At 74.5% G+C, this 15284-nt stretch carries 14 protein-coding genes and 2 pseudogenes; 5 read left to right on the top strand and 11 right to left on the bottom strand.

What is annotated here, in order from left to right; genetic code table 11:
* Window positions 1-58 precede the first annotated feature (58 nt).
* The 3 genes from HC251_RS07155 (at window position 59) to HC251_RS07145 (ending at window position 2810) form a co-directional block, all read left to right on the top strand.
* Window positions 59-403, top strand: a complete 345-nt coding sequence (locus HC251_RS07155; RefSeq protein ID WP_219944611.1) for an STAS domain-containing protein — start codon at window positions 59-61, stop codon at window positions 401-403.
* Window positions 404-663: 260 nt separating this feature from the next.
* On the top strand, window positions 664-1911 hold the full coding sequence (locus HC251_RS07150) for a hypothetical protein (RefSeq protein ID WP_219944610.1): 1248 nt from the start codon (window positions 664-666) through the stop codon (window positions 1909-1911).
* A 5-nt stretch (window positions 1912-1916) separates the two neighbouring features.
* The gene (locus HC251_RS07145; protein WP_219944609.1) at window positions 1917-2810 is read left to right on the top strand and encodes a hypothetical protein; all 894 of its coding nucleotides are present in this window, start codon (window positions 1917-1919) and stop codon (window positions 2808-2810) included.
* A 157-nt stretch (window positions 2811-2967) separates the two neighbouring features.
* Here HC251_RS07145 and HC251_RS07140 read toward each other — a convergent pair whose 3' ends face one another.
* The 9 genes and pseudogenes from HC251_RS07140 to HC251_RS07105 form a co-directional block, all read right to left on the bottom strand.
* Window positions 2968-3708, bottom strand: coding sequence for a YceI family protein (locus tag HC251_RS07140; RefSeq protein ID WP_219944608.1), 741 nt, complete (start codon window positions 3706-3708; stop codon window positions 2968-2970).
* Window positions 3709-3838: 130 nt separating this feature from the next.
* The gene (locus HC251_RS07135) at window positions 3839-4789 is read right to left on the bottom strand and encodes a diadenylate cyclase (protein ID WP_219944607.1); all 951 of its coding nucleotides are present in this window, start codon (window positions 4787-4789) and stop codon (window positions 3839-3841) included.
* A gap of 61 nt (window positions 4790-4850) precedes the next feature.
* A complete protein-coding gene (locus HC251_RS07130; protein ID WP_370651282.1) occupies window positions 4851-5489 on the bottom strand; it encodes an MBL fold metallo-hydrolase in 639 nt (212 codons plus the stop codon).
* Between the two features lie 120 nt (window positions 5490-5609).
* The gene (locus HC251_RS07125; protein WP_219944605.1) at window positions 5610-6386 is read right to left on the bottom strand and encodes a class I SAM-dependent methyltransferase; all 777 of its coding nucleotides are present in this window, start codon (window positions 6384-6386) and stop codon (window positions 5610-5612) included.
* A complete protein-coding gene (locus HC251_RS07120) occupies window positions 6383-7405 on the bottom strand; it encodes a methylenetetrahydrofolate reductase C-terminal domain-containing protein (RefSeq protein WP_219944604.1) in 1023 nt (340 codons plus the stop codon). The genes HC251_RS07125 and HC251_RS07120 overlap by 4 nt, the downstream gene beginning before the upstream one ends.
* 277 nt (window positions 7406-7682) lie before the next feature.
* On the bottom strand, window positions 7683-9014 hold the full coding sequence (locus HC251_RS07115; RefSeq protein WP_255566705.1) for an alpha-galactosidase: 1332 nt from the start codon (window positions 9012-9014) through the stop codon (window positions 7683-7685).
* 27 nt (window positions 9015-9041) lie between these two features.
* Window positions 9042-9284: pseudogene (locus HC251_RS25475) on the bottom strand (glycoside hydrolase family 36 N-terminal domain-containing protein); the annotation flags it as partial.
* A 55-nt stretch (window positions 9285-9339) separates the two neighbouring features.
* Window positions 9340-9705, bottom strand: a pseudogene (locus tag HC251_RS26185) (glycoside hydrolase family 36 N-terminal domain-containing protein); the annotation flags it as partial.
* Between the two features lie 97 nt (window positions 9706-9802).
* Window positions 9803-10750, bottom strand: a complete 948-nt coding sequence (locus HC251_RS07105; protein WP_219944602.1) for an alpha/beta fold hydrolase — start codon at window positions 10748-10750, stop codon at window positions 9803-9805.
* A 90-nt stretch (window positions 10751-10840) separates the two neighbouring features.
* On the opposite strand from HC251_RS07105, the gene HC251_RS07100 reads away from it, so the two are divergent.
* Both HC251_RS07100 and HC251_RS07095 read left to right on the top strand, forming a co-directional pair.
* Window positions 10841-11494, top strand: coding sequence for an AAA family ATPase (locus tag HC251_RS07100; RefSeq protein ID WP_219944601.1), 654 nt, complete (start codon window positions 10841-10843; stop codon window positions 11492-11494).
* A complete protein-coding gene (locus HC251_RS07095) occupies window positions 11491-12906 on the top strand; it encodes an MBL fold metallo-hydrolase RNA specificity domain-containing protein (protein WP_219944600.1) in 1416 nt (471 codons plus the stop codon). The genes HC251_RS07100 and HC251_RS07095 overlap by 4 nt, the downstream gene beginning before the upstream one ends.
* On the opposite strand, the gene HC251_RS07090 is transcribed toward HC251_RS07095, so the two are convergent.
* Together HC251_RS07090 and HC251_RS07085 are read right to left on the bottom strand one after the other, a co-directional pair.
* Window positions 12869-13930: a YihY/virulence factor BrkB family protein gene (locus HC251_RS07090; protein WP_219944599.1), complete on the bottom strand. Its 1062-nt coding sequence runs from the start codon at window positions 13928-13930 to the stop codon at window positions 12869-12871. The genes HC251_RS07095 and HC251_RS07090 overlap by 38 nt on opposite strands.
* Window positions 13931-14097: 167 nt before the next feature.
* Window positions 14098-15180: a class I SAM-dependent methyltransferase gene (locus tag HC251_RS07085; protein WP_219944598.1), complete on the bottom strand. Its 1083-nt coding sequence runs from the start codon at window positions 15178-15180 to the stop codon at window positions 14098-14100.
* Between the last annotated feature and the right edge of the window lie 104 nt (window positions 15181-15284).

Genomic DNA, 15284 nt, shown 5'->3' with positions numbered 1-15284 from the left:
CGGCGACCCCGATCGGGCACCTCCCTCGTGGCCCGGCGTCGCCATGACGTGCGACGGTGTGACCATCGGCCTGACCCTCGCGGACGGCACCGTGCTGGTCCACCTGGCCGGGACCCTCGACCGTGAGGCCCGTGCACTGCTGCTCCGGGCGGCGCGACGGGTCGTCCGCGGCAGCACCGGCCACCTGATCGTCGACTGCGCCGACCTCTGCTCCTGCGACGAGGCCGGTCTCGACGCCCTGGCCTCGCTGCACCGGCTGCCCGGCATCGAGTCGGTGCGCCTGCGCCACGTCGACCCCGCCCTGCGCCGCCGGCTCGACGCCGCCGGGCTGGCGGGCCGCCTCGGCTGCCGGGCCGAGGCCCAGGGGTCGGCCCCCGCGGCGTCGCGCCGATCCACGCTCTGACGCCGAGGATCCACCACCCGAGAGCCCCCACGGTCCATGCTGGCGTCGTCGAACGCCCCTGACTCCGGTACCGGGTCGGGGCGATCGACGACGTGGACACGAGGACGCTCAGGACGATCGGCCCCGCTCGCGACCTCGTGTCCACCACACCGTCCGTCCACCACCACACCCCGGGCGCGAGACCCTCTACCGCGTCGTGCGGGTGACGCCGACGGGCGCATGGCCCAACCTGACCGACCGTGGGCGGAGAGGAGGGTCCGATGGACGCGCCAACGGTGAGGAGGCGCACATCGCTCGTCGTGGCTGTCGCCATGGCGTTCCTGCTGGCGGCGTGCGACATCGGGTGGGAGGGGCCCTCCTACGAGGGGGCGTCGGGGTCACCCAGCGGCTCCAAGCCCGAGAGCAAGGTCTGGTTCCACGACGGCCGGTGGTGGGGGTCGCTCTACGACACCGCCAGCGGAGACCACCACATCTTCTGGCTCGACGTGGCGGCCGGGCAGTGGCACGACACCGGCGTTCCCCTGGACCCGCGGCCCAACAGCCGGGCCGACGTGCTGTGGGACGGGTCGCACCTCTACGTCGCCTCCCACGTGTTCACCGACGGCTCGCCGCGGGCAGGCCGCCCGAGCCAGCTCCACCGCTTCTCCTACGACGACGCCCAGGACACGTGGCGACCCGACCCCGGCTTCCCGGAGGTGATCAACGACGTCGCCACCGAGACCCTCGTGATCGACAAGGACGCGACGGGGCGGCTCTGGGCCACGTGGGTCCAGGACGGCACGGTCCTCGTCACCTCGACCACGAACGTGGATCGCGGCTGGGCCGCGCCCTCGGCCGTCCCCGGTGCCACCGGTCTCGACAGCGACGACATCTCGTCCCTGGTCGCCTTCACGTCGCCCACCGGACCCCGCGTGGGTGTGATGTGGAGCGACCAGAACAGCGAGACGGTGCGCTTCACGTCTCGACTCGCCCTCGACCCGGTGGGGCTCTGGAGCCCGACGGAGATCGCCTTCTCCGGTCCTCGTGCCGCCGATGACCACATCAGCATGCGGGCCGTCCAGGACATCGGGGGCCGGCTGCTGGCCGTCGTGAAGACCTCGGCGTCGGGCGGGTCGAACGCCCTCGTGGTCGTGCTCGACCGCACGGCCACCGGGTCGTGGTCGGCGCACCCCTTCGGGACGGTCGCCGACGCCCACACCCGGCCGGTGCTCGCCGTCGACGCCGAGCAGCGCATCGTCCACGTCTTCGCCACCAGCGGCCAGTCCGGCGGATCGATCTACGAGAAGACAGCGCCGCTGGACGATCTGGTCTTCCCACCGGGGGTCGGCCGTGAGGTCCTCAAGGACGAGGACAGCCCCGACATCAACAACGCCACGACGACGAAGCAGCTGGTCAGCTCGGCCACGGGGCTCGTGGTGGTGGCGACCAACGACAGCACTCGCCGGTACTGGACCCACCACGACCCGCTCGCCCCTCCCCCGCCCACCGACGAGAGGGCCGAGGGGTGAGGCCGATGCGGAGGCTCGCCGCCGCCCTCGTGGCTGTGTCCCTCGGCGCCGCCGGCCTCACCAGCTGCGAACCGGCCGCACCCTACGACGTCGCCGTGTTCGGCGACGTGCCCTACTCGGCGTCCCTCGAGGCCGCCTACGACCGCATGATCGCCGCCCTCAACGGCACGGACATCCGCTTCTCGACGCACCTCGGTGACTTCAAGAGCAGCTCGTCGGAGTGCACGGACGCCAACATGGACGAGAACATCCGGCGCTTCGACACCCTCGCACGCCCGCTGATCTACACCCCGGGCGACAACGAGTGGCTCGACTGCGGCTCCAGCCGGGACGTCCGGCTGGCGCGACTCCGAGAGGCGGTCTTCCGGGGCGATGGGGCGGCGTCGCGGGGCCGCACCACCCGGGGGCTCGCCTCGCAGGCCGCCGCCGGGTACCCCGAGAACGCCCGGTGGACCGAGCCGTCGGTCACCTTCGCCACGCTGCACGTGGTGGGCGGTGGCGACGACCAAGGCCGCTCGCAGGGCCGGCTCCGCCGAGCGCACACGATCGAGTGGATGCGGAGTGCGTTCCGGGCCGCTCGTGAGGCCGGTCACGCCGGGATCGTGCTCCTCGCCCAGGACAGCCCGTACAACCCCGACGGGTCGATCTCGAGCTCGTACCGTGACCTGGCCGATGCCCTGCGCGAGGAGACGTTGGCGTTCTCCGGCGAGGTCCTGTGGATCCAGGGCGACGGCCACACCTACCGCAACGACCGGCCCATGCGGACCTCCGACGGTGCCACCGTCTCCAGCTTCCGACGGGTGCAGGTCGAGGGGGAGAACAAGGTGAGCTACGTGCGTCTGCGCATCGATCCCGGCACGGCGCCGCTCTTCTCCATCTCGCTCTCCTCCCGGTTCTGACCACGGCGCCCGGGCTCGGGGCTCGGGGCTCGGGTCGTCGGCGTCGGCGGGGGCCGCCTGGGGAGGGGCGGTCCGCGGCCCGCGGCATCGTCCCCGACGCGCACGAGGCCCCGCGGCGCGGCATCCGGGCGTGACGCCCGAGCGGCAGCGGCCTCCCTCAGCGGACCAGGAGGATCTGGGCCTCGAGGACGCCGTGGTCGTCGACGGAGAGGACCGCCGGGCTGCTCGGGACCTCCACGTCGTGGTCGGCGAAGGTGACCTCGGTGGTGGCCACCAGCACGACGGTGCCCTCGACCAGCTGGGCCTCGACGGCGATCTCGGCCGGGCGGGTCACGCCGTGGATGGTGAGCTCGCCCGCCACGACCACCTCGATGGCCTCGCCGGTGGCGGCGGCCTCGCCCAGCTCCACCGGCTCGGTGAGCGCGAAGGTGGCGCTCGGGAAGGCCTCGGTCTCGAGCGCGTCCTGGACCACCCGGTCGCGCATCGACGTCTCGGTGGTGATGGTCGTCAGGTCCACCTCGAAGCTGGCCGCCGTCACGGTCGTCCCCTCGATCGTGACCTCGCCGCTGACGGCGTCGGTGCGGCCCACGGCGGTGGTCGAGCCGATCGCTGCCAGCTCCTCGTCGATGCGGAACCCGGCGAAGGTCCCGGTCGCGCTCTCGTAGGTGAAGTCCCCCGTCTCGGTGTCGACCGTCCACGTCCCGGCGACGGCGGACGCCCCGTCGTCGGTGGTCTCCGAGGCCTCGGTGGTGGCGGTGCCCTCCTCGACCGACTCGACGGCCGTCGCCAGGCTCGCCTCGGCCGGCGCGTCGTCCCGGAGGAACCACCAGACCCCGGCCCCGACGAGGGCCACGATGACGACGGCGCCGATGGCGATGATCTTGCGGGGGAGGCTCATGGCGCGGACGGTACGAACGCTCCCTGAGAGGACCCTGGGAGCCAGCGGCGACGTGCCGGAGAGGTCCCGCCGACCGCCGACCGCCGGTCGTCGAGCGCTCCGGTGCGTCCGCGGCCCGGGCGACGTCCGCTCAACCGGGACCGATGACCGCCTCGCCGGCACGGTACGCGGTGATGGGACCGTCCTCGCTGACCACGGTGACGACGGCATCGGGGTGGTCGAAGCTCCACCGTTGGGCGGACCGGTGGCGCATGCCCCGGGGGTTGCTGATGGCGGCGGCCTCCGCCCCCGACAGCAGGCCCACCCCGAGAGCGGTGACGGTGCCCCGCCCGTCGACGATCGTGGCCAGGTCCCGCTGGACGAGGCACGACAGCAGCGGCGGGAAGTGCCGGCGGTTGGTCAGGGTCAACGCCGGCGGCCGGCTGGCCCCCGAGGTGTCGAAGGAGGCGTCGTCACCGTCGTGGACGACCAGCGTCGCCCCGACGTGGGCGGGCGAGAGCCAGTGGACGGCGAGGTCGAGCATGCCGTGGGCCACCGCCGGGGCCAGGTCCGGCGCCGCGTCCAGGAGCGTCGGGAGGAGGCTGGCCGCCGTGCTCCGGGCGTTCCACCGACGACCGTCCCAGGACACGACCTGGCCGTCCTGGAAGAAGCGGGTCACACCCAGCACGGGGGTCCGCTGCACGATGACCCCGCCGATGTCGGCCTGCATCGCGACGAGGTCGGCCTCGTACTGGAGCGGGTGCTCGAAGCAGGCGATGGCAACCCCCTCCCCCGACACGGTGCGCACCAGGTACGACGCCCGGCCGTCGGCGAAGGGGCGCACCTCCATGAGGTCGTGCGGGGCGTCGACGAGCTCGACGGCCACGCCGCCCTGCGGGTCGAAGGTCGTCCACGACGAGACGATCATCGCCCCGTACAGCGGGTGCCGGCCCTCGAACTGCGGGGTGCGGCGCACGTAGTCGAGCTCCTGGACCACGACCGCCGCCATCGCCGGTCCGCCCCGCACGACGACGCCGTCGTCCTCCAGCTCGTCGGCGAGCCGCTGCTCCGCGCGGGACGTGGTGACGTGGGGAGCCGGCACGCGGCGATCGTACCGTCGGGCCTCCGGCGACCGTCCCGCCGCGCCCGGACCGTGGGCCGTCTCAGCCCTCCGGCAGCGACCTCCGGGCCTCGTCCACGATGGCCCGCCACTGGGACCCGGTCACCGGGTGGGCGCCACCGTCGCCGGCGAAGGCGCTCGAGACGACCACGTCGGGGTCGAGCGCGGCCAGCACCCCGAGGCTGTGCCGCAGCCGGGCGGCGTCGCTGATGCCACCGAGGTAGCCGGCCCGCCACCGCCCGTCGGCGCCCCGGTAGGCCGTGTCGCCGACGAAGAGGTACCGGGTGCCGTCGGCACCGGTCAGCAGGTACGAGGTGCTCCCCCGGGTGTGGCCCGGTGTGGGGACGACCTCGATCCCGTTGTCGTCCCGGTGGCGCCGGTCGAGCACCACCCCGGGGCGGGCATGGCGGCCGATGTCGTCGGCCTCGGCCGCAGGGGCGTGCAGCGTGGACCCGAACCGCTCGGCGATCCGGCCCAGCATGGGGCCGGCCTCGTCGACGTGGCTGAGGTACTGGTGGGCCACCCCACCGAGCTCGGCCACGGCGTCGAAGTCCGCGTCGGTGAGGACCGAGTAGAGCAGCACGTTCCCCTCGGGCCGCACCCACAGGTACCCGTGGGTCGTCAGCCCGGGGAACGGAGAGTCGGCCCGCGTCTCCCACAGGTCCGTCCCGATCTGCGTCAGCCCGCTCGTCGTCGTGGTGTCGGCCACGTCGCCTCCTTCGTGTCGTCGGTCGAGGTGGACCGTACGAGCTGAAGTGCGATCGAGGTCAAGGGTCGAGGCCCATCCCCCGTCCGACGGGTGTCAGCGGCGGGCGCCCTCTCGGGCGACGACCAGCAGGCGGCCGACCACCTGGCCCGTCTGAAGCAGGTGCCCGACGGCGGCCTCGTCGTCGTGGGCGTCCTGCCAGGCGTCGGTGTGGCCGTGGGCCTGCTCGATCCAGTCGTCCACGGCCTCCTCCTGCGCCCGCCACGACGCCGGGGGGTCGGGCAGGTCCGACAGCGACGCCTCGCCGGTGACGGCCAGGCCGGCGACGTCGACCAGCGCCCGGAGCTCGTCCTCGACCGGGAAGTGGTTGACCTCGGGTTCGGTGTCGAGGTCGGCGACGGTCCGCACGTAGACGAGGAGGCCGCACGCCCCGCCGGGCTCGAGGACCCGGGCGACCTCACCGAGGGCGGCCCGCTGGTCCGACGTGGTGCAGAGGACGCCGAGGCTCCACGCCCGGCCCACCGTCGCGTCACCGAGGGGCAGGTGCTCGGCGGTGGCCACGATCGGCGCCAGGGCGAACAGGTCCGTGGCGGCCCGGCAGGCGGCCTCCATGGGCTCGACGAGCACCGGCACGGCGCCGGCGGTCGCCCGGGCCCACGCCGCCGGACCCCCCATGCCGGCGCCCACGTCGAGCAGGCGGACCCCTGCGCCGAGCTGGAGGTGCTCGGCGAACCAGCCCAGGGCCGCTGGTCCCCCGCTCCCGCGGCACGCGGCGGCGAGGGCGTGGTCGTCGCCGAGGGCCCCCACGGCATCCACCGTCCACGCCGCCATCGTCCCGAACTCGGGCTCGGAGGAGACGTCCTCGTCGCTCACGCCGCCTCCTCCCGCAGCGCCGCCCCGATGGCCGCCTTGATCTCGGCTCCCGTCTCGACGCCTCGGCCCGACGCCATCCCCGACAGGTTCACCCCGACGACACCCTCGATGGCCAGCAGGGCCCGGGCCTCGGCGACGGCGACGGCGATGCCGGCGGCGACGGTGTCCTCGGCCCCGAGCACCGTCTCGACGTGCTCGGCGCGGAGGGCGAGGCCGGGGAACCGCTGGAGCACGCCGGCCGACGGTGCGTCGGTGAAGACGGGGACGGCGCCGACGATGGGGACGGTCGCCCCCGCCCGGCGGGCCGCCTCGACGAACCGCCGCACGTGGTCGACCGTCGCCGAGTGGTTGAGGATGCACAGGGTCGCCCCGGCGCGCTGCTTCTCGACCAGCCGGCGCGGCCGGAGCGCGACGGGCGGTGCGTCGGGCGACTCGGGGACGACCACGGGCAGCCCCCGTGCCGCCGCCAGCCCGGCCAACCGCGTGCCGTCGAGGTCGAAGACCTGGGTGGCGTCGCGGCGGACACCGGGGCCCCGGGCGTCGCCGGTGACGCACATGACCCCGGCGACACCGATGGCCGCCAGGCCCTCGAGCTCCTGCTCGAGCACGACGCGGTTGCGGTCCCGGCACGACAGGGTGATCACGGCCGCGCCGCCCGCGTCGTCCACGAGCCCGGCGATCTGGGTCGGAGGGAAGTCCGGGCGCGACTGGTGGTCACCGACGAGCACGGCGTCGCACGACCCGGCCAGCAGGCCCACCACCGTGGCCAGCCCCTCCCGGTCGTAGGGGGCGACCGTGAGGTCGGTCAGGACGAGGGGCGCCGTCCGGTCCGCGAACCCGCCACCCGCCGGCGCCCCGCCGGTGCGGGTCGGCCCGTCCCACGGGATCGGCCGGGTGAGGGTGGCGAAGGGGCAGGCGACGTCGGCCACCTCGCACGCGCCGCCCGGGCGCACGCCTCCGCAGGGGCCGTACACCATCCGCTTCGGGCAGCCCGGCTCCCTCTCCTCGTCGGTGGCCACGCCCGCCCCTTACCGAGGCGACGAGCCTGAACCCCTGCCGTCGCCCGAGCGCCGGCGCGACGCGACGGGCGGGCCCGAAGCGTCGCGAGCGTGACTAGGCGTCGTCGTGGAGGAGGGGCTCCCACGCCGCGGTCTGGGCTTCGTCGAAGAGCCGCAGCAGCGAGAGGAACGGGAGGAACAACACATCAGCGTCAGCGTCGGCGTCGCCCGGATCCTTCCCGGGTGTGCCATCTCTCACGGGTCGTCGGGCCACGTGGGCCTGGATGACGATGCCCTCTCAGGCGGGACGGATCTCCAGGATCGTGGCCGCCGGGGTCGGGGCGACGGGCCAGGGGACGCCGCCGTCGGCGAGGGCCGTGAGCCGCTCGTCGGCGGGGCGACCAGGGGTGAGGTCGGTGACGGTGGCGGGGCCGGCGGGGACAAGGTGGTCGATGGCGACGGGCTCGTCGCGACCCGCAGCGGCGCCGTCGTCGCCCTCGAGCGCGTAGAGGAACACGACGGTGCGGTCGCCGCGCCGGTAGGCCAGGGCGGCGCGGTCGGAGCCGACGGGCGAGACCAGCCGGTGGAGGTCGCCGTGCTGCACGACGTCGCGGATCCGGTGGGAGGCCGTGATCGCCTCGGCCACGGTGGCGGCCTCCTCGTCGGACAGGGCGGTGAGGTCGAGGTCGAGCCCGAAGCGGCCGCTCATGGCCACCGCGCACCCGAAGGCCACCGGCCGCTCGCCCCAGCGGGTCACATGGGCGCCGAGGACCGAGGCCGGGAGGAGGTGCGACGCGCCCCACTGGATCCGGACGCGGTCGACCGGGTCGGTGTTGTCCGACGTCCAGACCTCGTGGAACCACCGGAGGGTGTCGAGGTCGGAGCGCCCGCCCCCCGAGGCGCACAGCATCAGCTCCACGTCGGGGTGGCGTCGGGCGACCTCGGCCATCACGTCCCGGGTGGCCCGGACCCGGTCCAGCGGCAGGTGGCTCTGGCGCTCCGCAGGGAGCGTCGCCGACCCGGGCTCGGTCACGTCCCGGTTGGCGTCCCACTTCAGGTAGGTGATGCCCGGGTGGTCCGCCAGCACCCGGTCGATGGTCTCGACCACGAAGGCGCGCACCTCGGCTCGGCAGAGGTCGAGCACGAGCTGGCTGCGCTCCTCCCGCCGCTCCCGGCCGGGCTCGCCGATGACCCAGTCCGGGTGGTCGCCGTAGAGGGCGGAGGCGGCGTTGACCATCTCGGGCTCGACCCACAGGCCGAACCGCATGCCGGCGGCGAGGGTGCGGTCGATCAGCGGCTGCAGGCCGTCGGGCAGCTTCCGCCGGTCGACCTGCCAGTCGCCGAGCGAGGTCGTGTCGTCGTCGCGCCGACCGAACCAGCCGTCGTCGAGGAGGAACAGCTCGCACCCCAGCGCCGCGGCCCGGTCGACCTGGGCGGCCAGGCCGTCGGGGTCGAGGGCGAAGAAGACCGCCTCCCAGGTGTTGGCCACCGTGGCCCGGGTCCGGTCGCCGTCGCGGACGACGTGGCGCCGGGCGAAGCGGTGGAGGCGCCGGCTGGTCTCGCCGATCCCGGTCGCCGACCAGGTCCACGCCACCGCAGGCGTCGTGAAGGTGGCACCCGGGTCGAGGATCCGCTCGGCCCCGACGTGCTGGTGCCCGGCGATGAGCCGCTGGTGGCCGTGGGGCGACACCTCGGCGTCGAAGCGGACGTCGCCGCCCCAGCGCACGGTGGCGGCCAGGACGGTGCCGGCGTCCTCGAGGGCGGCCCCGTCGGGTGACCACAGCACGACCGGCGGGCGGTAGAGCGAGGGGCGGACCCCGCCGAAGGAGGCGACCGTCTTCGTCCCCGGGGCCAGGGGCTCGGTGGTCTGGGTCCACTCCCCCGCCCACCCGCCGCCCCAGTGGGTGAGGTGGGGGGGGGCGGGACCGGCGGGCGGGCGCGCCGGCGGCCGCCTGGTGGAGGCGGCAGGGGCCGTCGCCCTCGTTGGCGACCTCCACCCACTGCTCGACCAGGTCGACGGCGGGCCAGGTCCGGTAGCAGAGGGTCACCGCCAGCGGGGCGACCCGGTCGACGAGGCGGACGCGGTGGTCGACGCCGTCACCCTCGCCCGCCGGGGCCGTCGTGGCCTCGACGAAGCGGAGCCGGGTCGAGGTGACCCCGTCGCCGTGGGTGACCCGCAGCGCCGGCTCGCGCAGCGGCTCCTCGCCGAAGGTGGGGTAGGCCAGCGGGAACAGGGCGAGGGGCAGGGCCGGGCCGTCGTCACCCGCGGCCGGGCCGAACGACCGCTGGTGGAGCCGCCCGTCCTCGCCCGCCGCCAGCACCAGCCGGGTGGCCCCGGCCTCGATCACGACGTCGGTCACGGGTCCTCCACGGCGGCGAGCGATCGAACCCACCGTCCGCCCCCCTCCACCCCCGTGCTCACTCGTGCACCACCCGGGACAGCTCGGGATCGGTGGCGTCGGCGGTGACCCGACCGAGCGCCTCGTCGTCACCGTCGAGGGTGCCGTGCCAGAAGTCGAGCACCGTGCGGGTGACGAGGTCGTCGTACGGCGATGGTTCGTCGGTGAAGGCGAGGCGGTGCTCGGCCCCGAGCAGGGTGACGAACCACTTGGGCGCCACCGCCTGCTCGTACGCCGCCAGGTCGGCGCCGAGGGGGACGTCGTCGGCGTCGCCGTGGATGACCAGCAGCGGCAGGCCGGACCAGAACCGGTACTCGCCGTCGGGCATGGGGAACGTGAGGCCGGCGAACACCACGGCCGAGTCGATGCGCTCGTCGCGGGTCGCGGTGTTGAACGCCACCGCCCAGGTGGTGGCGCCGCCCAGGCTGTGGCCGACGACGCCGATGGCCTCGGGGTCGACGAGGCCGTGGAGCGGGCTGGCCGGGTCGTCGCCGGCGGCCAGCACCTCGTCGATCACGAACGAGACGTCGCCGGGCTGGTTGACGACGTCGCCGAGGTTGCCCAGCGCCTCGGGCACGTCGCCGTTCGTCAGGGGGAACGCCGGCGAGGCGACCACGAAGCCGTCCGCGGCCCAGCCCGGGACCTGCTCGTCGAACTCGTCGGGGTGGCCCGACGCACCGTGCGCCAGGACGACGAGCGGGTACGGACCACCGCTGGTGGGGTGGGTGATGCGGGTGACGATCGTGCGGTCGGGCTGGGCCGGGGCCCCGGCCGCCCCCTCCGCCGTCGGCCGCGACCGATCGACGAAGGTCTCGGTGACCAGGTCGACCTCGAACGGCGCCGACGCCTCGGTCGTCGAGGTCACCGCCGGCCCCTCGGTCGATCCGGTGCGGGCGCCGTCCTCGTCGCCGCCACCGCACGCGGCCACCAGGACGAGCACGGCGACGAGCGAGGTGCGCCAGGTCATCGGACGAGGGTACCGACCACGCCCGCCGGCGCCGGGGGACCGGGACCTTCTCCCCTACCGGTGCCGGGAGGCGCGGGTGATGATCGCCGCATGGCTCCGACCTCCGCCGAGACCCTCGGAGCACCGGAGCCGGTCGAGTCCGGGCCACCGACCCGGCCGCTGCGGATCGTGCTCACCGGCGGCCCGGGCGGGGGCAAGACGACGGCGGCCGACCTGTTCCGCCGCGAGATCGGCGATCGGGTCGTCGTCGTCCCCGAGTCGGCCACCACCCTGTTCGCCGGCGGGTTCCCCCGCGTCACCGACCCGGTCGCCCGGCGGTCCGTGCAGAGCGCGGTCTTCGCGGTGCAGCGCAGCCTGGAGGACATCCAGTCCGCCGTCTACCCCGACCGCGTCCTGCTCTGCGACCGGGGCACACCGGACGGGGCCGCCTACTGGCCCGACGGCCCCGAGGTCTTCTTCGAGCAGATGGGGACCACCCGCGACCGCGAGCTGGCCCGCTACGACGCCGTCATCTTCTTCGAGACGGCCGCGGTCGGCGACGGCGAGATCGAGGGCGGCAACCGCTACCGCATCGAGTCGCGCGACGAGGCCGTCGAGGTCGACCGGCAGCTCCGGGCGGTGTGGTCGTCGCACCCCGGCTTCCACCTCGTGCCCCACAACCCGTCGTTCCTGCGCAAGATCACCGTCGGGCTGGCGATCCTGGAGAGCGTGGTCGCCCGCCACCTGCCCATCGAGGCGGCATGACGGCGTCGGTGGAGCGGACGCAGGTGCCGGTCCTGTCCTTCCTCGGCGCCGCCGGAACCGTCACCGGCAGCCGGTTCCTCATCGACACGCCCGGGGCCCGGGTGCTCATCGACGCCGGGATGTTCCAGGGGCTGAAGGGACTGCGACGGCGGAACTGGGCGCCGTTCCCGGTCGATCCCTCGACCATCGACGCCGTGGCGGTCACCCACGCCCACGTCGACCACACCGGCTACCTCCCGGCGCTCGTGCGCGACGGCTACGCCGGCCCGATCCACGCCACGCACGGAACGACGGCGCTGGCCCGGATCGTCCTGCCCGACGCCGGGCACCTCCAGGAGGAGGAGGCGGCCTACGCCAACCGCAAGGGCTTCTCCAAGCACCACCCGGCCCGGCCGCTCTACACCGAGGCCGACGCCCGCGTGGCCGTCGAGCGCTTCGCCCCGCAGCCGTTCCACCGCGAGGTCGAGGTCGCCCCGGGCGTGCACCTGACCATGCGGCCGGCCGGGCACATCCTGGGGTCGGCGACGATCTCCGTGCGCCTCGCCGACCACCGCGACCGCCGCATCGTGTTCAGCGGTGACCTCGGTCGGCCCCAGCACCCGATCCTGCGGCCACCGGACCCCGTCGGGGCCGCCGACATCGTCGTCATGGAGTCGACCTACGGCAACCGCCGCCACGACGACGCCGGGGCCCTCGACCGGCTGCGCGACGCCATCGTGACGACGGTGGCGCGCGGCGGGACGGTGGTGATCCCCGCCTTCGCCGTCGACCGCACCGAGGTCGTGCTCTTCCACCTGCGCGAGCTGCTCGCCGCCGGTGCCATCCCCGAGGTCCCGGTGTTCGTCGACTCCCCGATGGCGCTGTCGGCCCTCCGGGTGTACCGCGAGGCCATCGCCCGGGGGGAGACCGACGTCGACCCCCGGTTGGCGGACCGGGCCGACGCCTTCGGTGCCGGGCACATCACCGAGATCCGCGACGTCGAGCGCTCCAAGGCCCTCGCCGACCACGTCGGCCCCTGCATCATCGTGTCCGCCTCCGGGATGGCGACCGGCGGTCGTGTCGTCCACCACCTGGCCCGGCTCCTGCCCGACCACCGCACCACCGTGCTGCTGGTCGGGTTCCAGGCCCCGGGCACGCGGGGCCGCCAGCTCGCCGAGGGCGCCCGCCAGGTCAAGATGCTCGGCCGCTACGTGCCCGTCCGGGCCGACGTCGTCGACCTGGCCGCCTTCTCCGTCCACGCCGACCAGGGCGAGCTCGTCGCCTGGCTCGACACCGCCGACCGCCCGCCCGACACCGTCTACCTCGTCCACGGCGAGCCCGACTCGGCCGCCGCCCTCGAGACCGTCATCGGCGAGCGCGACGGCTGGCTGGCCGTCACCGCCCGCGACGGCGAACGGGTCCGTCTCGACTGACCGGCGCGAGGTCGGCGCCCGAGGCGTCCGACCACCGGTCCTCGTCCTCGTCCCCTTCCTGATCCTCGTCCTGGTCCGTGAACGTCACGGACACGTGCTGCTCGGGTCGCCGTCGTTCGTTGAGGACGAGGCCCTCGAGGACCTGCCGGTCCGCGTCGGTGAGGGGTGGCTGGGCGATCCGGCGGGGCCAGAGGCGGCGCCATGCCACCACCGCGGTCTCGTTGGCGACGATGACCGCCCGCGTCAAGAGGTTGATCCAGAACAGGGCGACCACCACGATCCCGACGGAGCCGTAGAGCTCGCTGGCGCGCGACAACCGGTCGCTGACCAGCGCGATCCCGATGCGCTGGAGCACCTCCCACGCCAGCCCGGCGACGATCGCCGCCGGGACGAGGCGGACGGTGTCGACCACGGGCGCGACCGTGATGCGGAGGACCGCCAGGAGGACGATCGCGGCGACCGCCGCCGCGACCGGCGCCCGGACGACGGCCGGGATCGCCTGCAGGGAGTCGGCGGTGCGCACGACGGCCCCGCCGGCGGCCGCGCCGATGAGGAGGGTGAACAAGAGCAGCGCCCGCACGTGGCGGGCGACGAAGCCCTGGCGCTCCACGCCGGGGACGTTCCACACCTGGTTCAGGGCGAGCTGCAGGGAGTGGTACACCCCGAACGAGGTCCACAGGAGGCCGAAGATGCCCACGCTGAGACCCAGGCCACCGGCGTCGAGCGTCGAGAGCCCGTCTCGGAGGCGATCGCCCACCAGGGGCATCTGCTCCAGGGTCGTGTCGAGGATGCCGCCGTCGCCCGTGGCCTGTCCGTCGAGGAACCGAGCCGAGAGGGTCAGGACGACCACGAGGAGCGCCAACAGGCCGAGGAAGGCGTGGTAGGTGACCATGCTGGCGAAGGCGCTGCCCCGGTCGTCGGCGTACTTGCGGATGATGCCGATCGGGAGGGCGACCCACGGCCGATCCTGCTGGCGGTCGTCGACCCACCGGACCACGCGCTCGGGGACCTGGACGATCGTCATGCCGGGACGACCCGTGGTGGCACCAGGCGCGACGGTGACGTCGTGGCCGGTGTCCGCGGTGCCCTCACATCAGCGTCCTCTCCTCGTTCGTGCCCCCACTCGCCCGGAGAGGCGTCGGTACGCCAGATGGGCGGGACGGGCCGATCGACGGACCGACGCCGATGCGCTCAGCGCCGGAGCTCGAGCACCATGTTGAACGGCGTCTCGGCGACCCGGCGCAGCGTGGTGAACCCGGCGGCGTCGGCGACCTCCCGGAGCCGGGCCTCGCCGGCCTGGGCGCCGAGGGCGGCCCCGACGTCCTGCGACAGCGAGCTCGGGGTGCACAGCAGGGTGGAGAACCCGTAGTAGGCGGCCCCGACGGGGTTGAGGTTGTCCTCGAGGCGGTCGGCCGCCATGGGCTCGACGAGCATGACCGTCCCGTCGGCCGCGAGCACCTCCCGCACCCGCGTGAGCGCGCCCACGGGGTCGCCCATGTCGTGGAGGCAGTCGAAGAAGCACACGAGGTCGAAGGTGCCCTCCACGTCGGAGACGGTGCGGGTCTCGAACGCGGTGCGGTCGGCGACGCCGGCCGCCGCCGCCCGGCGCCGGGCCTCGTCGATCGAGCCCGCGTGGGCGTCGAAGCCGGTGAAGGTCGAGCTCGGGTAGGCCGCGGCCATCAGGACCGTCGACGCGCCGTGGCCGCAGCCGATGTCGGCGACCTGGGCCCCGGCGCGCAGCTTCTCCTCCACCCCGGAGAGCGCCGGCAGCCACGTGCTCACCAGGTTGGCCTGGTAGCCGGGCCGGAAGAACCGCTCACAGCCCTCGTAGAGGTCGTGGTGGTGCTCGCCCCAGCCCACGCCGCTGCCGTCGCGGAAGGCGGCGGCGAGGCGGTCGGTGGAGTGCAGCGCCGCCAGCGCCGTCTCGAAGGCGCCGATCACGCAGGCCGGGCTGCGCTCGTCGGTGAGGACCACGGCGTGCTCGGCCGGGAGCGAGAAGCGGTCGTCGCCCTCGTAGGTCACGTAGCCGGTGGCCGCCTGGGCCGACAGCCACTCGCGCACGTAGCGCTCGACGGTGCCGGTCCGGTCGGCCAGCTCGGCGGCCGTCACCGGCCCGGCGCCGGCCATGGCCCGGTACAGCCCGAGACGGTCCCCGAGCACGGCCATCGAGCCGCCGAGCACGGTGCCGACGTCGGTGACGGCGCGCCCGACGAAGGCCACGAGGGCGTCCTCGTCGAGGGCGGGGGTGGGGGTGGTGGACTCGATGGTCGTCATGGTCGTGCTCCTTGTTCGGTCGTCCGACCGACACGCTGCGCTGAGGGAGAGCCCTTGTCAAGGGGGAACATCTGTGCCACGGTCGTCCGGGCCGGACGACCGAC

Source organism: Iamia sp. SCSIO 61187 (assembly GCF_019443745.1).
Classification (GTDB): Bacteria; Actinomycetota; Acidimicrobiia; order Acidimicrobiales; family Iamiaceae; genus Iamia.
This window is presented reverse-complemented; position numbering and strand designations above follow the sequence as displayed.